This is a genomic window from Glutamicibacter sp. JL.03c (assembly GCF_025854375.1).
Classification (GTDB): Bacteria; Actinomycetota; Actinomycetes; order Actinomycetales; family Micrococcaceae; genus Glutamicibacter.
This window is the reverse complement of record NZ_CP107575.1, coordinates 110,358-129,558: the sequence shown is the minus strand read 5'-3', so window position 1 is coordinate 129,558 and position 19,201 is coordinate 110,358. Positions and strand designations below refer to the sequence as shown.

Annotated in this window: 15 protein-coding genes and 2 rRNA genes; 8 read left to right on the top strand and 9 right to left on the bottom strand. The window is 60.5% G+C overall.

Features of this window, described 5'->3' with window-relative positions; all coding sequences use genetic code 11:
• Window positions 1-7 precede the first annotated feature (7 nt).
• Both radA and disA read left to right on the top strand, forming a co-directional pair.
• Window positions 8-1,402: a DNA repair protein RadA gene (radA, locus tag OF385_RS00595; protein ID WP_264276500.1), complete on the top strand. Its 1,395-nt coding sequence runs from the start codon at window positions 8-10 to the stop codon at window positions 1,400-1,402.
• A gap of 34 nt (window positions 1,403-1,436) precedes the next feature.
• The gene (gene disA / locus OF385_RS00590) at window positions 1,437-2,510 is read left to right on the top strand and encodes a DNA integrity scanning diadenylate cyclase DisA (protein WP_264276499.1); all 1,074 of its coding nucleotides are present in this window, start codon (window positions 1,437-1,439) and stop codon (window positions 2,508-2,510) included.
• Between the two features lie 3 nt (window positions 2,511-2,513).
• Here disA and OF385_RS00585 read toward each other — a convergent pair whose 3' ends face one another.
• On the bottom strand, window positions 2,514-3,119 hold the full coding sequence (locus tag OF385_RS00585) for a hypothetical protein (protein ID WP_264276498.1): 606 nt from the start codon (window positions 3,117-3,119) through the stop codon (window positions 2,514-2,516).
• A gap of 86 nt (window positions 3,120-3,205) precedes the next feature.
• Here OF385_RS00585 and OF385_RS00580 point away from each other — a divergent pair, with 86 nt between their 5' ends.
• Window positions 3,206-4,114, top strand: coding sequence for an A/G-specific adenine glycosylase (locus tag OF385_RS00580; protein WP_264276497.1), 909 nt, complete (start codon window positions 3,206-3,208; stop codon window positions 4,112-4,114).
• 13 nt (window positions 4,115-4,127) lie between these two features.
• Window positions 4,128-4,928: a DUF1206 domain-containing protein gene (locus tag OF385_RS00575; protein WP_264276496.1), complete on the top strand. Its 801-nt coding sequence runs from the start codon at window positions 4,128-4,130 to the stop codon at window positions 4,926-4,928.
• Between the two features lie 6 nt (window positions 4,929-4,934).
• Here OF385_RS00575 and OF385_RS00570 read toward each other — a convergent pair whose 3' ends face one another.
• Window positions 4,935-5,444 (bottom strand): amino-acid N-acetyltransferase, encoded by a 510-nt coding sequence (locus OF385_RS00570; protein ID WP_264276495.1) that lies wholly within the window; start codon window positions 5,442-5,444, stop codon window positions 4,935-4,937.
• Between the two features lie 127 nt (window positions 5,445-5,571).
• Between OF385_RS00570 and OF385_RS00565 the strand changes: the two genes are divergently transcribed.
• Genes OF385_RS00565 through OF385_RS00550 form a run of 4 tightly spaced genes read left to right on the top strand, consistent with a single transcriptional unit; the run spans window position 5,572 to window position 8,115 of the window.
• Window positions 5,572-6,798 (top strand): MFS transporter, encoded by a 1,227-nt coding sequence (locus OF385_RS00565; RefSeq protein WP_264276494.1) that lies wholly within the window; start codon window positions 5,572-5,574, stop codon window positions 6,796-6,798.
• Window positions 6,799-6,802: 4 nt separating this feature from the next.
• On the top strand, window positions 6,803-7,201 hold the full coding sequence (locus OF385_RS00560) for a helix-turn-helix domain-containing protein (RefSeq protein ID WP_264276493.1): 399 nt from the start codon (window positions 6,803-6,805) through the stop codon (window positions 7,199-7,201).
• Between the two features lie 48 nt (window positions 7,202-7,249).
• Entirely contained in the window at window positions 7,250-7,672 is a 423-nt protein-coding gene (locus OF385_RS00555; protein WP_264276492.1) for a VOC family protein, read from the top strand.
• The gene (locus OF385_RS00550; protein ID WP_264276491.1) at window positions 7,669-8,115 is read left to right on the top strand and encodes an iron chaperone; all 447 of its coding nucleotides are present in this window, start codon (window positions 7,669-7,671) and stop codon (window positions 8,113-8,115) included. Before OF385_RS00555 ends, OF385_RS00550 begins: the two co-directional genes overlap by 4 nt.
• 77 nt (window positions 8,116-8,192) lie before the next feature.
• On the opposite strand, the gene OF385_RS00545 is transcribed toward OF385_RS00550, so the two are convergent.
• The 7 genes from OF385_RS00545 to OF385_RS00515 all read right to left on the bottom strand — a co-directional run bounded on the left by OF385_RS00545 (window position 8,193) and on the right by OF385_RS00515 (window position 18,810).
• Window positions 8,193-10,706 (bottom strand): ATP-dependent Clp protease ATP-binding subunit, encoded by a 2,514-nt coding sequence (locus tag OF385_RS00545; RefSeq protein ID WP_264276490.1) that lies wholly within the window; start codon window positions 10,704-10,706, stop codon window positions 8,193-8,195.
• Window positions 10,707-10,970: 264 nt separating this feature from the next.
• The gene (locus OF385_RS00540) at window positions 10,971-11,291 is read right to left on the bottom strand and encodes a histone-like nucleoid-structuring protein Lsr2 (RefSeq protein ID WP_264276489.1); all 321 of its coding nucleotides are present in this window, start codon (window positions 11,289-11,291) and stop codon (window positions 10,971-10,973) included.
• A 138-nt stretch (window positions 11,292-11,429) separates the two neighbouring features.
• Complete coding sequence (locus OF385_RS00535) at window positions 11,430-11,597, bottom strand: hypothetical protein (protein WP_264276488.1); 168 nt, start codon at window positions 11,595-11,597, stop codon at window positions 11,430-11,432.
• A gap of 2 nt (window positions 11,598-11,599) precedes the next feature.
• Window positions 11,600-13,114 carry a lysine--tRNA ligase gene (gene lysS / locus OF385_RS00530; protein WP_264276487.1) on the bottom strand — a complete coding sequence of 505 codons (1,515 nt, stop codon included), beginning with the start codon at window positions 13,112-13,114 and terminating at the stop codon, window positions 11,600-11,602.
• Window positions 13,115-13,249: 135 nt separating this feature from the next.
• Window positions 13,250-15,223: a M13 family metallopeptidase gene (locus OF385_RS00525; protein WP_264276486.1), complete on the bottom strand. Its 1,974-nt coding sequence runs from the start codon at window positions 15,221-15,223 to the stop codon at window positions 13,250-13,252.
• A gap of 164 nt (window positions 15,224-15,387) precedes the next feature.
• Window positions 15,388-15,504, bottom strand: a 5S ribosomal RNA gene (rrf, locus tag OF385_RS00520).
• Between the two features lie 174 nt (window positions 15,505-15,678).
• A 23S ribosomal RNA gene (locus OF385_RS00515) occupies window positions 15,679-18,810 on the bottom strand.
• Between the last annotated feature and the right edge of the window lie 391 nt (window positions 18,811-19,201).

Sequence of the window (19,201 nt, the reverse complement as noted above, 5' to 3'; positions counted from 1 at the left end):
TGGGCCTATGGCCAAAACCTCCACACGCAGCAAGTCTTCGCCGACATTCAAATGTTCTGAATGCGGCTGGACCACCATCAAATGGGTGGGACGCTGCGGCGAATGCCAGGGGTGGGGCACCGTTGAAGAGGTAGGGGTTGTCTCCGCGCGCACCGTGGCCGCCGCCAAGGTGGCCCACCCGGCCAAGCCGATCGCCCAGATCGATGGCTCCGAAGCGGCCTTCAGGCCCAGCGGGGTCTCCGAACTGGACCGCGTGCTCGGTGGCGGGCTGGTACCGGCCGCGGCCATCCTGCTTGCCGGTGAACCGGGCGTCGGAAAGTCCACGCTGCTCCTGGATGTGGCCGCCAAGGCCGCGCAGACCGGTCTTCGGGTGCTGTATTTGACCGGCGAGGAATCCGCGGCCCAGGTCAAGTCCCGGGCCGAACGCATCAACGCGATCGCCGACACCCTGTATCTGGCCGCCGAAACCGATCTGGCGCTGGCCCTGGGACAGATCCAGGAGATCGACCCGCAGCTGCTGATCCTGGACTCGGTGCAGACCTTCTCCTCGGCCGAGGTTGATGGGGCCGCCGGCGGCGTCTCGCAGGTGCGCGAAGTGGCCGCATCGATCATCAACGCCGCCAAGACCCGTGCGATGTCCACCATCATGGTCGGGCACGTGACCAAGGAAGGCTCGGTCGCGGGCCCCCGCCTGCTGGAGCACCTGGTGGATGTGGTCTGCCAGTTCGACGGCGAAAAGCATTCGAGGCTTCGCATCCTGCGCGCGCTGAAGAACCGCTACGGGGCCACCGATGAGGTGGGCTGCTTCGATTTGAATGAAGACGGCATCGAGTCATTGACCGATCCGTCCAAGCTCTTCGTCACCCGCACCCGCAATCCCGTGCCGGGAACCTGCATCACCGTGACCTTGGAGGGCCGGCGCCCACTGGTCGCCGAGGTGCAGACCCTGCTCTCGCGCAGCAACGCCCCGGCAGCCCGGCGCGCCACCAGCGGATTGGACGCGGCCCGCGCACAGATGGTGGTCGCGGTCCTGCAAGCGCGGGCGCATATGGACCTGTCCTCCATGGATTCCTACATCGCCACCGTTGGCGGGGTGAAAATCGCGGAGCCGGCCTCCGACTTGGCCTGCGCCCTGGCGCTGGCCTCTTCGATGAACGAGTTCCCCCTGCCCCAGGATTTTGTGGCCTTCGGCGAAGTCGGGCTGGCCGGGGAGGTGCGGCAGGTGCCGGAGATTTCACGTCGCATCACCGAGGCGCAACGCCTGGGCTTCTCCTTCGCGATGGCCCCGGCCACCCCGGAACCGCTGAAAAATATCCCCGACGGGATCCGCGTATTCCAGGTGGAAAACATCGCCCAGGCCTTGGATATCGCCTTCACCCAGCGGCAGAAGCCAACACGATAAACTAGAGTGCTGCCGCCCGCCGAAAGGACGCACGTTGAAAGCGAACCCATCCCCCGGATTCCTGGCCATCCTGGCCCAAATCGCCCCGGGGACCGAACTTGCCCAGGGGCTCGAGCGCATCCAGCGCGGCCGCACCGGCGCCCTGATCGTGCTGGGACATGACAAGGTGGTTGAATCCATCAGCTCCGGCGGCTTCAGGATCAACACCGACTACACGCCCACCCGCATCCGCGAACTGGCGAAGATGGACGGGGCGATCATCCTGGATGGCACTGCCCGCCAGATCCTCCAGGCCGGGGTGCAGCTGATGCCCGACGCGCAGATCGACACCCAGGAGTCAGGCACCCGCCACCGCACGGCCGAACGTGTTGCCGCGCAGACCGGCTTCCCGACCATTTCGGTCTCCCAGTCCATGCAGACCATTACGCTCTACGCCGCCGGCGAGCGCCACGTGCTCGAGCCGGCCGAACGGCTGCTGGCCCGAGGCAACCAGGCCATCGCCACCCTGGAGCGCTACCGCCACCGCCTGGACCAGGTCACCAGCGCCCTGTCCGCGGCGGAGATCGAGGATGTAGCTACCGCCCGCGAAGTCCTGGCGGTCTTGCAGCGCACCGAAATGCTGCGCCGGACCAGCGAGGAAATCTCCCGCTACGTGCTGGAGCTGGGCATGGACGGGCGCCTGCTGGCCGCGCAGCATGCGGAATTGCTCTCCGGGATCCAGGTCGATAACCAGCTGCTGATGCGCGACTACGCGCAGGCCGAAGACCCGGAGCTAGATATTGATATCGCTCTCGAGAGACTGCATGAGGTCTCCGATGCGCAGCTGATCGACCTTGAAGGGTTGACCAAGATCCTGTTCCCGCAGGGCAGTGTCGGGCCCGATGATCAGCTCACGCCCAAGGGCTACCGCCTGCTCTCGCAGATCCGCACGGTGCCCAAGGCCATCGGTGATCGACTGGTGGCGTCCTTTGATAATTTGCAGCTTTTGATGGCCGCCTCGACGACCGCGTTGATGGAGATCGAAGGGGTGGGCGAACAACGCGCCCGTTCCATCCGCGAGGGCCTGGCCCGCATGGCCGAGTCCTCGCTGCTGGATCGCTACATCTAGGAACTACTCCAGGGTGAAGCTCACCGGCTCGGATTCGAATTCCCCGATGGCCGCAGTGAACTTGTAGGTGCCCGGCCGTGGCTGGACACTCACGGCCTTGCAGCCCGGCGCCGAGCGGTCGCGGTTCCAGGTGAAGCGGGCGTTCTCCTTCTGCCCTGCGGCGAAGGCCAGCGGCACGTCTTCGCCGTTTTGCAGGCAGTCCACCGTGGAGAAGACCCGGTCGGAGCCGCTGGAGATCAAGAATTCCTGCATGTTGGTCCCGACGTTCACTTCGCACTCGCGCTTCGAGGTGTTTTCCACGCTCAAGATCAGCACCGGATTCTTGCCTGCCGGATAGCTCTTGGCGTCCGTGGAGGCGGTCACCTTCACCTCATCGGCCTTGCACTTCTTACCCGCGTCCTCTTCGGATTCCGCGCTCTGGGTCGGCGCGCTGGACTGCGCGGTAGGGGCCGGGGCTGCAGGATCCTTCGGGTCCTGCGAGAGCAATCCGGCAATGGCGGCAATACCCCAGATGATCAAGCCCACCAGCACCAAGGCCATCACCGCGACGGTGATGCGCCGGCGCCGATAGACGCTGGCTGGAAGCTTTCCCCCTGATGCATTGCTCATGGCTTAAGGCTAGTTCATTGCTGCCCGGGATCCGGGTAATGGCAGGGGAATCGAGGCAATGAAACATCGTTGGCTACAGTGGTGGGGTGCAACAAATCCATCACCTCATCAATGACTGGTACCAGAAGAATTCCCGGGACCTGCCCTGGCGCCGTGACCGCGTGAGCGGCTGGGAGGTCATGGTCAGCGAATTCATGCTCCAGCAGACCCCCGTGGCGCGTGTCCTGCCGGTGTGGGAACAGTGGATGCGCCGTTGGCCGCGGCCTCAGGACCTGGCCGCTGAGCCGCTCTCCGAAGCGCTGAAGGCCTGGGGCCGCTTGGGCTACCCGCGCAGGGCCCAGCGGCTGCATGCCGCGGCGGTGGAAATCACCACCGAATACAACGGCGAGGTGCCACGCACCGAAGAGGCGCTGAGGGCCTTGCCCGGGGTAGGCGACTATACGGCCGCAGCCATTGCCTGCTTCGCTTTCGGTGAGCGCACCGTGGTGGTCGATACCAATATCCGGCGGGTGCATGCCCGGCTCTTTGGCGGCATGGCCCTGCCCGAGCCCGGCCCGCGCGCCAGCGAATTCGCGCGCGCCCGGCGGGTGCAGCCCGAAGATGATTGCCAGGCGAATTTGTGGAATATCTCGGTGATGGAGCTCGGCGCGCTGGTATGCACCGCGCGCAGCCCGCGCTGTGATGCCTGCCCGGTCTTCGAGCAGTGCGCATGGATCGCCGCAGGCCAGCCGGCCCCGCACTACACTCCGAAGGGCCAGGCCTGGAAGGGCACCGACCGCCAGGTGCGAGGCGCGATCATGGCGGTCCTGCGCGAACATGAGCATCCGGTTCCGCAAGCTTCCTTCCTGGCCGATCTTGCCGGGCAGAGCCACGCCACCTATGTGGCGCTGGAAAAGCTGCAGGCTGAACCCGCGCAGCGCGAGCGGGCCCTGGCCGGCTTGCTCAAAGACGGGCTGGCAGTGCTCGAAGATGACGGCGTGCGCCTGCCATCCTAGCTATGCTTAGCGCATGAACGCTTCCGTTGATCCGGCCGCTGCCGCCCATCAGGCCGCACGGCACCCGTGGTTTGAACGCCTGGCCCGGCTCGGCTACATCGCCAACGGCATTTTGCACGGCACCATCGGGGTTCTTGCCGCGGTGCTCGCCACCGGCGGGCAGGCGCAGGCCGACCAGAGCGGCGCCATGCAGGCGCTGTCGGCACAGCCCTTCGGCGTGGTGCTGCTGTGGATTTGCGCCGTCGGCGCGCTATTGCTCGGTGTGTGGTCGCTGGCCCAGGTGCTGCTGCCGGAGAAGGAAGCCAAGGATCGGCTCAAGTTCGCGGGCACCGGCGTGGTGTTCCTGGCCGTGGGGTTCGCCTTCGGCCGTTTTGCCGTGGGCAACCCCAGCGATTCTGGCCAGAGCACCACGAGCCTGAGCGGCATGCTGATGAAGTCCGTGGCGGGGCGGGCCGCGCTGATCATCCTGGGCCTGGTGCTGCTGGGGATGGCCGGGTATTACATCTACAAGGGAGTGAGCCGCAAATTCCTTGATGATCTGCACCGGTCGAGCCGCAGCGAAATCTCCTCGGCGATCCGCTATTCCGGGATGATCGGCTACCCTGCCAAGGGGCTGGTGCTCGGGGCGCTGGGGCTCTTATTCATCGTGGCCACCATCCAGGGCGATCCCGAAGAGGCCAGCGGCATCGACGGGGCGCTCAAGGCCATCCGCGACCAGGCCTATGGCTCGGTGCTGCTGATGGTCATTGCCGCCGGCCTGCTCAGCTATGCGATCTACCTGGTCTTGCGCGCCCGCTATGACCGGATGGACTAGCCTGGACTAGTCCAGGGCGATGATCATGCGGGTATTTCCCAGCGTATTGGGCTTGACCCGGGCAAGGTCCAGGAATTCGGCTACGCCTTCATCCCTTGAGAGCAGGATTTCCTGGTACACCGAGGAATCCACTGCGCTCTGGTCGGCCATCACGCTGAAACCCTGGCGTTCGAAGAAGGCGACCTCGAAGGTCAGGCAGAAGACCCGGGAAACCCCGACGGCCTTGGCCCGGCGCAGCAATTCACCCAGCAAAAGGTGCCCGACGCCCATGCCGCGGACCGTATCGGAAGTGGCGAGGGTGCGGATTTCGGCGATGTCTTCCCAGATCACGTGCAGGCCACCACAGCCGACAACATTCCCGTGGGCGTCCTGGGCTACAACGAATTCCTGAATGGATTCGTAGTAGGTCACCGCTTCCTTATCCAGCAAGATGCGTTGTTCGGCCAAAGGTCGCACAAGATCGCGAATGGCCGGGACATCACTGGTTCTGGCGGAGCGGACGGTAAAAGTATTCACCTTCAAATCCTATGCCCGTTGGCAACAAGTTTCGAAGCCGTTGCCAGAAATGTCATAGTGTCCGGGATGCCGGTTCGATTGTGCAAAACTTAGCTAGAAGCACTGCGGAACAAAGCTGAGGATGAGGATGCCAGTCAAGGAAGCACGCCCCGGATTCGGGCTGCTGGCCATCCTCCTGGCGGCTGTGGGCATCGCGCCGCTGCTGAGCTACGGGTTGAACGCCACCAGCGATTTGGTGATCCGGGACCTGGGCATCACCGAATCGCAGTTCGGGCTCTTGGCCACGGCTTGCTTCGGCTGCGCGGCCATCGGCAATGTGGTGTTCGGGAGATTCTCCGATGCGCAGCCCGACTCCCGGCTGGTGCTGATCATTTTCGGAACCGCGTCGGCCGCCATGGCCCTAGCGGCGGTGGATGCAGGATATGTGCTGCTGCTGGTGGCCTCCGGGATCGCCGGCTTCGCCCAGTCCTTCCCCAACGGGGTGACCAACCGGATTCTGGCCCAACGCGTTCCTGCGGCCCAGCGTATTACCTGGACCGGCATCAAGCAGTCCGGGGTCCAGGTCTCGCAGCTGGTCGGCAGCCTTGGCTTTCCGCTGCTGGCTGCACTGATCGGCTGGCAGGGCGCTTCCCTGGCCGGGGCGCTGCTGGCCGCGGGCCTGGCCATCCTTGCAGTGCGCATAATCAAGGCCACCCCGGTGCTTGCCGCCCCGGCGCCAGGTGAGAGCAAGCAGAGCGGCACTGATAGCGGCGAGCCGGTAGCCAGCGCGGCTGCTTCCACCCGGTTCATCATCTACGCGCTGAGCCTGTTCGGATTCATCAACGGCGTGGGCGTGCAGGCCACGAATGTGTATCTGGCGCTCTTTGCGGTGCGCGAATTGGACTTCTCGCTGGTTGCCGGCGGGCTGACGGCGGCCGTGGCCGGAATTGTCGGGGTCAGCGCCCGAGTCGGGTGGGGGCGGATGATGTCGCGGGGAGTTGCCGCGCCGAAGCTCCTGCTATTGCTGGCGGTATTGGCCACCGGTGGCGGGGCGAGTTTCCTGCTGGCCCAGCTGCTGCACTCCCCGATCCTGCTCTGGCTTGCGGTCGCGCTGCATGGCGCTTCGGCCTTGGGAGTATCGGTGGTGCTGATGGCGGCGCTGCTTCGCGTGGTTCCGGCGAATCGCCTGGGCAGTTCCAGCGGCCTGGTGTCTGCCGGCCAGTTTGGCGGTTTCACTGTGGGGCCGCTGGCCATGGGATTGCTCGTGGGATCAGCCGGGGGCTTCGCCGCGGGCTGGGTCTGCGTTATCGGCGTGTACCTGTGCTGCACGGTGCTGGGAATCTTCCTGGTCCTGCGTTCGGCTCGGAGCCGGTAAGCCCATGGATACCCAGGCGCTGAAGGTCCTGGCGCATCTGCGCAGGGCCAAGGATCTAATGGATCAGCACTATGACCAGCCGCTGGATGTCCCTGCGATGGCCAACAAGGCGCTGATGTCCCCGGCCCATTTTTCGCGCGAATTCAAACGTGCTTATGGGGAGACCCCGTACTCCTACCTGTTGACGCGCCGCATCGAGCGGGCCATGCATCTTCTGCGTTCCGGGACTTCGGTCACCGACGCCTGCATGCAGGTTGGCTGGAGTTCCCTGGGTTCCTTCAGCACCCGCTTCACCGAGGTTGTGGGCGAGACGCCGACCGCCTATCGGGAGCGCGAGCATGAGGATTCGGAGCAGATCCCGGCGTGCATCGCCAAAGTCCTATTGCGCCCCTCAAGATTCTGAGCAGTTTTGAAGAAGCGCGGACCTGCTGCTCGTCCATAAGCTGTAGGCATGACACAGATTTCAGTTCAGTACATTCCAGTCACCGTCCTCGATGTTGATGAAGCCTTGGGCTTCTACCGGGACGGTCTGGGCCTGGAGGTAGTCTCCGATGTGGCCAATGCGGGATTCCGCTGGGTCAGTCTTGCGGTGCCCGGCCAGCCGGGGTTGAACCTGGTGCTCTCCGCCCCGGGGGCCGGACGTTCCGATGCCGATGCCCAGTCACTGGCAGAACTTGTGGCCAAGGGCGCCTTGGGCGGGCTGGTGCTCAGCGTCGACGCCCTTGACCCGTTGTTCGAATCGCTCAGCGCTTCCGGCGCCGAAGTGCTGCAGGAACCCATGGATCAGCCGTGGGGTCCCCGCGATTGCGCTTTCCGCGACCCGTCGGGCAACATGGTCCGCATCAACCAGGCGATGAAGGGGCAGGGAGAATGAACGAGGCAGAGCAGTCCGGATTCTCGGCGGCCGAGAAAGCGGCGATGAAGGAACGCGCGGCGGAGGTGCGGGCGCCGAAGAAGCGCATGACAAAAGCAGAAAAAGCCGCCCAGGCGCGCAAGGAGCTCGAAGAGAAGATCGCTTCCTTCCAAGGTGCCGACAAGGTGCTCGCTGCAAGATTGCATCAGATCATCACCGAGACCGCGCCGGAATTGGAGCCCAAGACCTGGTACGGCATGCCGGCCTACGCCTTGGATGGCAAGATCCTCTGCTTTATCCAGGACGCCAAGAAGTTCGATGCCCGCTATCTGACCTTCGGATTCAACGATGTGGCGCAGCTTGATGAGGGGACGCTCTGGCCAACCTCGTTTGCGATCACCGCGTTGGATAGGAAGCAAGAGCGCATGATCGCCCAGCTAGTCACCAAGGCTGTGGGGCGCTAGATCCCAGGTGTTAAAGCAGCAAGCCGCGGAACCAGTTTCATCTGGTTCCGCGGCTTGCTGCTGGTGATTATTCGAGCTTAGCTCTCCAGCGCAGCCGGTGCTGGCTCGCCTTCCAGCTGGCCGGTGCCGCCTTCAGCGTGGAAGACGAACTTCTGGTCCGCACCCTCGCCTTCGACATCCACGGTGACCTTCTGTCCGGCGACAATCTGGCCGAAGAGGATCCGCTCGGAAAGCTGATCTTCGATATCGCGCTGAATGGTGCGACGCAGCGGACGAGCACCCATGGCTGGGTCGTAGCCGCGCTGTGCCAGCAGGCTGCGGGCAGCCTGGGTCAGCTCGATGGTCATCTCGCGTTCCTTCAGGCGCTTGGCCAGGCGGCTGACGAACAGGTCGACGATTTCTTCGATCTCTTCCTGGTTCAGCTGCGGGAAGACCACGGTGTCATCTACACGGTTCAGGAACTCCGGGCGGAAGTGCTGACGCAGCTCTTCCTGCACCTTGGCCTGCATGCGCTCGTAACCGGTCTTGGTATCCGCGGCCGACTGGAAGCCGGTCATCACACCCTTGGAGATGTCACGGGTACCGAGGTTGGTGGTCATGATGATGATGGTGTTCTTGAAGTCCACCACACGGCCCTGGGAGTCGGTCAAGCGGCCGTCTTCCAGGATCTGCAGCAGCGAGTTGAACAGGTCGGCGTGGGCCTTCTCTACCTCGTCGAAGAGGACGACGGAGAACGGACGGCGGCGGACCTTCTCGGTCAGCTGTCCGCCTTCTTCGTAGCCGACGTAGCCTGGAGGGGCACCGAACAGGCGGGACACGGTGTGCTTCTCCGAGTATTCGGACATGTCCAGGGTGATCAGCGCGTCTTCCTCGCCGAAGAGGAACTCTGCCAGCGCCTTGGCCAGCTCGGTCTTGCCCACACCGGTTGGGCCGGCAAAGATGAACGAGCCGCCTGGGCGGTTTGGATCCTTCAGGCCTGCACGGGTGCGGCGGATCGCCTGGGAGATGGCCTTGATCGCCGAATCCTGGCCGATCACGCGCTTGTGCAGCTCCTCTTCCATGTTCAGCAGGCGCGAGGACTCTTCCTCGGTCAGCTTCACTACCGGGATGCCGGTGGAGTTGGCCAGGACTTCAGCGATCAGCTCTTCGGTGACCTCGGAAACTTCATCCATGTCACCGTTGCGCCACGCCTTTTCCTTGTCGTTGCGCGCCTCGATGAGCTTGGACTCCTTGTCGCGCAGCGAAGCTGCACCTTCGAAGTCCTGGGCGTCGATCGCTGCTTCCTTCTCCAGGCGCACGGTTGCGATCTCCTCGTCCATTTCCTTCAGGGCTGGAGGCGCAGTCATTCGCTGGATGCGCAGGCGGGCACCGGCTTCATCGATCAAGTCCACAGCCTTATCCGGCAGGAAGCGATCGGAGATGTAGCGGTGGGCCAGCGTTGCGGCGGCCTGCAACGCACCATCGGTGATGGTCACGCGGTGGTGCGCTTCGTAGCGGTCACGCAGGCCGCGCAGGATCTGCGTGGTCAGCTCAACGGTTGGTTCCTTGACCTGGATCGGCTGGAAGCGGCGCTCGAGCGCTGCATCCTTCTCGATGTTCTTGCGGTATTCGTCCAAGGTGGTGGCACCGATGGTCTGCAGCTCGCCACGAGCCAGCATGGGCTTGAGGATCGATGCAGCATCGATAGCACCCTCGGCGGCGCCAGCACCCACCAGGGTGTGGATCTCGTCGATAAACAGGATGATGTCGCCACGGGTGCGGATCTCCTTGAGGACCTTCTTCAGGCGCTCCTCGAAATCACCGCGGTAACGCGAACCTGCCACCAGGGAACCGAGGTCCAAGGTGTAGAGCTGCTTGTCCTTGATGGTTTCCGGCACGTCGCCGCGAACGATCGACTGGGCCAGGCCCTCTACGACGGCGGTCTTGCCAACACCAGGTTCACCGATGAGAACAGGGTTGTTCTTGGTACGGCGCGAGAGGACCTGCATGACGCGTTCCATCTCGTGCTCGCGGCCGATCACCGGATCAAGCTTGCCTTCGCGGGCAGCGGCGGTGAGGTTGCGGCCGAACTGGTCTAGCACTGCCGAACCTGCCGGGGCGCCTTCCTGCTGGCCGCCCGAGCTGACACCAGCAGATGCGGTCTCCTTGCCACCCTGGTATCCCGAGAGCAGCTGGATGACCTGCTGGCGCACGCGCCCGAGGTCGGCGCCCAGCTTCACGAGCACCTGGGCGGCCACTCCTTCGCCTTCGCGAATCAGGCCGAGCAGGATGTGCTCGGTCCCAATGTAGTTATGTCCCAGCTGCAACGCTTCGCGCAGCGAGAGTTCCAAGACTTTCTTGGCGCGAGGAGTGAACGGGATATGACCGGAAGGCGCCTGCTGGCCCTTGCCGATAATCTCCTGAACCTGCTCACGCACGGCTCCCAGCGAAATGTTCAGCGACTCGAGCGCTTTTGCGGCTACACCGTCACCTTCGTGGATTAGGCCGAGCAGCAGGTGCTCGGTGCCGATGTAATTGTGGTTGAGCATGCGCGCCTCTTCTTGGGCGAGCACGACAACTCGACGGGCACGGTCGGTAAATCTCTCAAACATCTTCGGCACACTCCTTGCTTACCAATAATTCGATGCTACGCATCAAGCGCCCGCAATTCTCCCTTGTTCGCCACGGGGATAACCGGAGAACTCCCCGGGAGAGGCTTCGCGCATTATATCTGGCCCGCAATTCCATTTTTTGTTGCTGCACAAACAATAATATATTCAACCAATTAAGTGGATAAATAGAGATGGCGGCATAAATAAATGAGCCGGCACATTCAATGTGCCGGCTCATTTGAAGCCTATCCGAGACCGATCGAATTACTTCGTGCGGTTGCGCCCGCCCTTGCGCATTGCAGCGTTGTAGGCATCTACAACTTCTGCATTAAGGCGCCCGCGGGCATTGACCTTAATATTGTTTTCTTTTGCCCAAGCGCGAATTGCAGGGGCTTCGCTGGATGCAGTCTGCTTCGACGAGCGCGCCGCTTCCACATACGGTTCAATAGCCGCATGGAATTGCGCGGCATGCTCGTCGTTCAAATCAATCTCGAAGTGCTGGCCAGCAACACTAAAAGCAATTGATTCAGTAGCTTCGCTGCCGTCAATATCATCAATTAGTGCAATTTGAACCTGACGTGCCATTTGGGGATTCCTCCGAGCTTGAATGTACTGAACTAGCCGGTTTCGGACCCACCAGTTGTATCAGTCTTCTAGAATATACAAATAGCAACTCAGAATTCTAATTCTGATCAGAATTCACACGATTCTTTCAGGAATACCCTAATTGTCGCTAGGCTGATTATTGGAATCTGAACCATTTTCAATAAGCGCGCCTGCTTCCGCTTCAGCTTGGCGCTCTTTTCGGTCCGCGTTAGTAATAGCCTTCATCACGTACCAAAAAAGCAACGCCAGACAGATAGTCGGAACAATTGCCTCGATATACGGCATTTCTATGCCTCCGGCTTAAGCAGTGGGAAGAGAATGGTTTCGCGGATACCGAGGTTGGTAAAGAGCATCACCAAACGGTCGATGCCCAAACCGATGCCGCCCATTGGCGGGGCTCCATATTCCAAGGCACGCAGGAAGTCTTCATCCAGCTGCATGGCCTCAGGATCGCCGCCGGCGGCCAGCAGGGACTGCTCGGTCAGGCGTTCGCGCTGAATGACAGGATCAATGAGCTCGGAGAACGCGGTACCGCGCTCCATGCCGCCGATGATCAAGTCCCACGCCTCGATAACCCCTGGCTTGGAACGATGCGGACGAGCCAATGGCTGAGCCAGCGGCGGGTAGTCGCAGACGAAGGTCGGGTCGATCAAGGTAGGCTCGACGATTTCGCCGAAGAGCTCGATAACCAGCTTCTGGGCACTCCAGGCCGGATCGATCTTCACTTCGTGCTTGGCCGCGACCTCACGCAGCACCGAAGCATCGGTGTCCGGGGTGATTTCCACGCCCACGGCCTCGGACAGGCCAGGGTAGACGCTCAACCAGCGCCATTCGCCGTCCAGGTTCGCGGTGCCTCGAGGGGTCTCGATGGTACGGCCGGCGCCAATGGCGTCCGCGGCGTTGAGGATGATCTCCTTCATGCGCTCGGCCATCACGTACTGGTCCGCGTAGGCCTCATAGCATTCGAGGGTGGTGAATTCCGGCGAGTGGGTCGAATCCACGCCTTCGTTGCGGAAGATGCGTCCGACTTCGAATACGCGGTCCACGCCACCGACAACACAGCGCTTGAGGTATAGCTCGGTGGCGATGCGCAGGGTCATTTCCTGATCAAAGGCGTTCAGGTGGGTCTTGAATGGCCGAGCCGAAGCGCCACCGTGGACCAGCTGCAGCATGGGGGTTTCAACCTCAACGTAGCTGTGGTTCTCCAGGGTGTTGCGCACGGCGCGAACGATTGCGGCACGCTTGTAGACCATCTCGCGGGCTTCGTTGCGCACGATCAAATCTGCGTAGCGCTGGCGGACGCGGGTTTCCTCGTTCAGGTCGGCATGCAGCACCGGCAATGGGCGCAGTGCTTTGGATGCCATGTCGAAGGTGTCGGCCATGATGGACAGCTCGCCGCGGCGCGAAGAGATGACCTTGCCGCTGACCAATACGTGGTCGCCGAGGTCAACCAGGGACTTCCACTGCGCCAGGCGCTCTTCGCCAACATTGGCCAGCGACAGCATGACCTGCAGGCGCACGCCCTCGCCCTTGGGGCCGCCCTCCTGCAAGGTGGCAAAGCACAGCTTGCCGGTGTTGCGCATGAAAACAATACGACCGGCAACGCCTACGACATCTTCGGTTTCTTCGCCGGCTTCGAGGTGCGCGTACTTGTCGCGGATTTCCAGCAGTGAGTGGGTGCGGGCCACACCCACAGGGTAGGCTTCCTCACCCTTGGCCAGGAACTGGTTGCGCTTGTCAGTGCGGACCTGTCGCTGGTCGTTGGGATCAATGGGCTGTGCGGAATTATTTTCGGAAGTCACAATAGTCCATTCTACGTGTCATTGCGCGCGGATTAAGCCCACCATGATCAGACTTACACCCCGAAGTCCGGCCGGATACAGGCCAGGGCACCGGAACGCTGGCTTTCCGGTGCCCTGGCTTAGCGCCCTGCTGGCTTACCAGATCTCAACGCGCTGTTCTGGATCCAGCCACATGCCGTCCCCCGGCTTGGTGCCGAAGGCTTCGTGGAAGGCAGCGAGGTTCTTCGGAACCTGGTTGCAACGGAATTCGCCCGGCGCGTGCGGGTCGGTCGTCACGCGGACTACTGCTGTTTCCGGGCGGATCAGCGTGCGCCAGCATTCGGCCCAAGCGTAGAAGAACCGCTGGTCGCCGGTGATGCCGTCGATGACTTCGTCCTCTTCGATTCCGCGCGCAGCCAGCTCGAGCTTGTACGCCTTGTAGGCGATGCCCAGTCCGCCCAGGTCGCCAATGTTCTCGCCCAAGGTGAGCGCGCCGTTGACCTTATGGTCTGGAGCTTCGGTGGGCGAGAGCGCGTTGTACTGGTCTACCAGTTTGCCGGTGAGTTTCTCGAAGGAAGCACGGTCCTCATCGGTCCACCAGTTGCGCAGCTGGCCGGTGCCGTCGAACTGCGAACCCTGATCGTCAAAGCCGTGGCCGATTTCGTGCCCGATAACCGCACCAATAGCACCGAAGTTGGAAGCGATGTCGCGGTTAACGTCAAAGAATGGCAGGCGCAGGATCGCCGCGGGGAACGCAATTTCGTTCAGCAGCGGGTGGTAGTAGGCGTTGACGGTCTGCGGGTACATGAACCACAGCTCCCGGTCCACGCCGTCGTCGATCTTCTTCAGTTCCCGGCGGAATTCGAATTCATTGGCCGAGGCCAAATTCGCAATGACATCGTGCTGATCGGTGGTGATGCTGGAGTAGTCGATCCACTCGTTCGGGTAGCCGATTTTCGGGCGGAACTGCGAGAGCTTGTCGAGAGCCTTCTCAATGGTTTCAGGGCTCATCCACGACAACTCGCTGATGGAAATCCGGTAGGCCTCGATAAGGCGTTGAACCAATGCGTCCATTGCGCTCTTGGCATCGGCGGAGAAGTTCTTGGCTACATAGAGCTGGCCGATATCCTCGCCAACCGCACCTTCGGTGAAGGCGACGGCACGCTTCCAGCGGTCCTTGATCTGCTCAACACCGCCGAGCTTGGCAGAGTAGAAGGAGAAATTCTCATTGACGAAATCGCTGGAGAGATACGGGGCAAAGGAACGCAGCACCTGCACGCGTAGCCAGTTCTTCCATGCTTCCAGCGGCTGGCTGTCGAACAGCTCCGCGAGGCCCTGCAGGTAGCTTGGCTGCCAAACGACAACTTCCTGGTAGTACTTCTCTTCAATGCCTGCTCCAGCTAGCCAGGTTTTCAGGCCAACGAACAGCTCGAAGAGATCAACACCTGTCATCAGGTTGTAGCGTGCCTGGGCGTCGCGAACCTTGACGCGGTCCCAGTGGTGTGAGGCGATGGCCTTCTCGAGGTCTACAACACTTGCGGCCGCAGCCTGGGCATCAGCGATGGCGCCCAGGGCCAGAAGCCGCTTGAGGTGCTCCTGATAGTCGGCAAGGGTTTCAGCGAACTGCTCCTCGCGATAGTAGGACTCATCGGGCAGGCCAAGTCCGCCCTGCAGGAAGGTCAGGAGGTTGCGGTCTGGATTGCCCGCATCATTGCTGGCACCGATGTCCAAGAATCCGCTGATGCCCTTGCGGTGGAATGAGCCGGTGACCTCGAGCAGCTGGTCGGTGCTCTGGATATCCGAGATGGCCTCCAAGAAACCGGCAACCGGTGTCGCACCGCGTTCTTCGATGACTGCTTCATTCATGAACGAGCCATAAAGCTGAGCAATACGCTGGGTTGCTCCGTCGCTGGCCGAACCGGATTCGTAGGCCTCGACCGTTTCTTTGATGATCGCGTGAACGGCATCTTCTGCCTGATCGCGAAGTTCCATGAAAGAACCGTAGATTCCCTGGTCACCTGGGATAGTGGCGGTTTCGAACCACTTGCCGTTGCTGTGCCGATAAAGATCGTCCTGGGGACGAATCGAATCGTCTCGGTAGCGCAGCGGGCTCGTTGTCTCGGTGGTCAAGGCGGGGCTCCCCCTAAATAGCAGATCTCGTTTTATCTACTACACACTGTAACCAGTTCACCGACGAAAAAGAGCGTCAGTGCCGCTGATGCGCGGACGGCTTAAACAGGTGAGGCCCTGACACACACCGTGTGCCAGGGCCTCAAACCATCATCTCAAGTTAAGTCCGGCGGTGACCTACTCTCCCACACCCTCACGAGTGCAGTACCATCGGCGCAATGGGCCTTAGCTTCCGGGTTCGGTATGGGACCGGGCGTTTCCCCCACGCTATGACCGCCGTAACAATCACGAAGCACACAAACCAACTCATGGTGAACGTGTATTCGGTGCTACCAGCAAGACCACCAAGGGTCCTGCCTCAAACCTCATGTTTTCCGGTAAGAGGTTGTTGTCTCGTAACCGCATAGTGAACGCGAACAGCAATAATAATTGCTAGTAAAATATTGTTTTATTGTGTGTTGAAAGTCATCGGCCTATTAGTACAGGTCAGCTACACAAGTCTTCAGTCCTTGCTTCCACATCCTGCCTATCAACCCAGTGGTCTAGCTGGGGGCCTCACACACACAAGGTGCATGGAAATCTCATCTCGAAGCAGGCTTCCCGCTTAGATGCTTTCAGCGGTTATCCCTTCCCAACGTAGCTAATCAGCGATGCACTTGGCAGTACAACTGACACACCAGAGGTTAGTCCGTCCCGGTCCTCTCGTACTAAGGACAGCCCTTCTCAAATTTCCAACGCGCGCAGCGGATAGGGACCGAACTGTCTCACGACGTTCTAAACCCAGCTCGCGTACCGCTTTAATGGGCGAACAGCCCAACCCTTGGGACCTACTCCAGCCCCAGGATGCGACGAGCCGACATCGAGGTGCCAAACCATGCCGTCGATATGGACTCTTGGGCAAGATCAGCCTGTTATCCCCGAGGTACCTTTTATCCGTTGAGCGACGGCCCTTCCACGAGGTGCCGCCGGATCACTAGTCCCGACTTTCGTCCCTGCTCGAGCTGTCACTCTCACAGTCAAGCTCCCTTGTGCACTTACACTCGACACCTGATTGCCAACCAGGCTGAGGGAACCTTTGGGCGCCTCCGTTACATTTTAGGAGGCAACCGCCCCAGTTAAACTACCCATCAGGCACTGTCCCTGAACCAGATCATGGTCCGAAGTTAGGTGACCGGTACAGCCAGAGTGGTATTTCAACGATGACTCCACCTGAACTAGCGTCCAAGCTTCACAGTCTCCCACCTATCCTACACAAGCTGCACCGAACACCAATACCAAACTATAGTAAAGGTCTCGGGGTCTTTCCGTCCTGCTGCGCGTAACGAGCATCTTTACTCGTACTGCAATTTCGCCGAGTTCATGGTTGAGACAGCGGGGAAGTCGTTACTCCATTCGTGCAGGTCGGAACTTACCCGACAAGGAATTTCGCTACCTTAGGATGGTTATAGTTACCACCGCCGTTTACTGGGGCTTAAATTCTCAGCTTCGCCACAAGGGCTAACCAGTCCTCTTAACCTTCCAGCACCGGGCAGGAGTCAGTCCGTATACATCGTCTTGCGACTTCGCACGGACCTGTGTTTTTAGTAAACAGTCGCTTCCCCCTGGTCTCTGCGGCCCACACCCGCTCAAAGAAGCAAGTTCTCATCACGAGGCAGGCCCCCCTTCTTCCGAAGTTACGGGGGCATTTTGCCGAGTTCCTTAACCATGATTCTCTCGATCGCCTTAGTATTCTCTACCTGATCACCTGTGTCGGTTTGGGGTACGGGCGGACTGGGACCTCGCGCCGATGCTTTTCTAGGCAGCATAGGATCACCGAATCACCCGCCAAAGCGGGCGCCTATCAGGTCTCAGAACATATGAGCGGCGGATTTGCCAACCACTCTTCCTACACCCTTGGACCAGGTCAATTCCATTGCCTGGCTCGGCTACCTTCCTGCGTCACACCTGTTAATACGCTGACCTCACTGCATCGGTTCCCACCACACCACCAGCAACCATTCCCGAAGGAACACATCACCGGATCCGTCATGGTTAGCATCCACAGCTCAGTATGGGCGGTCCTTCGCCGGTACGGGAATATCAACCCGTTATCCATCGACTACGCCTGTCGGCCTCGCCTTAGGCCCCGACTAACCCAGGGCAGATTAGCTTAACCCTGGAACCCTTGATCATTCGGCGGACGGGTTTCCCACCCGTCATTCGCTACTCATGCCTGCATTCTCACTCGTATAGCGTCCACCGCTGGTTTCCACCGCGACTTCACCCGCTATACGACGCTCCCCTACCCATCCAAACACCCAATCGAAACCGGGCAAAAATTTGAATGACGCAACTTCGGCGGTGTGCTTGAGCCCCGCTACATTATCGGCGCGGAATCACTTGACCAGTGAGCTATTACGCACTCTTTCAAGGGTGGCTGCTTCTAAGCCAACCTCCTGGTTGTCACAGCAACTCCACATCCTTTCCCACTTAGCACACGCTTAGGGGCCTTAGTTGGCGTTCTGGGCTGTTTCCCTCTCGACTATGAAGCTTATCCCCCACAGTCTCACTGCTACGCTCTCACTTACCGGCATTCGGAGTTTGGCTAAGGTCAGTAACCTTGTAGGGCCCATCGCCTATCCAGTAGCTCTACCTCCAGCAAGAAACACGTAACGCTGCACCTAAATGCATTTCGGGGAGAACCAGCTATCACGAAGTTTGATTGGCCTTTCACCCCTACCCACAGCTCATCCCCTCCATTTTCAACTGAAGTGGGTTCGGTCCTCCACACGCTCTTACACGCGCTTCAACCTGGCCATGGGTAGATCACTTCGCTTCGGGTCTAGACCGTGCCACTCAAACGCCCTATTCAGACTCGCTTTCGCTACGGCTACCCCACACGGGTTAACCTCGCGACACAGCACTAACTCGCAGGCTCATTCTTCAAAAGGCACGCCATCACCCAGGAACAAGTCCCAGGCCCTGACGGATTGTAAGCGCACGGTTTCAGGTACTATTTCACTCCCCTCCCGGGGTACTTTTCACCATTCCCTCACGGTACTGATTCACTATCGGTCATCAAGTAGTATTCAGGCTTACCAGGTGGTCCTGGCAGATTCACACAAGGTTTCACGGGCCCCGTGCTACTCGGGTATCAACACTAGAACGGCAGACACGCATTACACCTACGGGACTATCACCCTCTATGGTCCGGCATTCCAACCGATTCACCTATACGCCTGCACCTCATCCCGCCAGCAAGATAGCACTGGCACATGTCAACCCCACAACCCCGATGATGCAACGCCTATCCGCTATCACACACCAACCGGTTTAGCCCCATCCGCGTTCGCTCGCCACTACTAACGGAATCACTATTGTTTTCTCTTCCTGCGGGTACTGAGATGTTTCACTTCCCCGCGTTCCCTCCACACAGCCTATACATTCAGCTGCAGGTCACACCACATAACATGGTGCGGGGTTCCCCCATTCGGAAATCCTGGCCTCAACGTCCGGTTATCGACTCCACCAGGCTTATCGCAGATTCCCACGTCCTTCATCGGCTCTTGATGCCAAGGCATCCACCGTGCGCCCTTAAAAACTTCAACACAACATCAAAGTCTCAAAAGTATGAGCAATAAAACAATCTAACAAAATCACGCAGACAAGACTCAAACACCAGGCAACCCCAGGAAAAGGGCCACCCGACTCATCTCATCCGCAAGATGCTCGCGTTCACTATACAGTTCCCAAACAACAACCCCGCACCCCCGCAACCACACCACCGGCAAAGGCAGCACGACCACGGCAAACACAGGACAAACACCGAAACACCAAGAACCCCACACCACAACAACAACCCCCACAAAAAAGGGGCCATCACCGCGGCCTGGAGGCTTGTTGCCTCAAAACCCAACAGCATGCCAAACCATACAAACCACACAACACCACCACCGCTTTTCCAACACCACAACAACCCCGAAAGATCATCATGCTGCG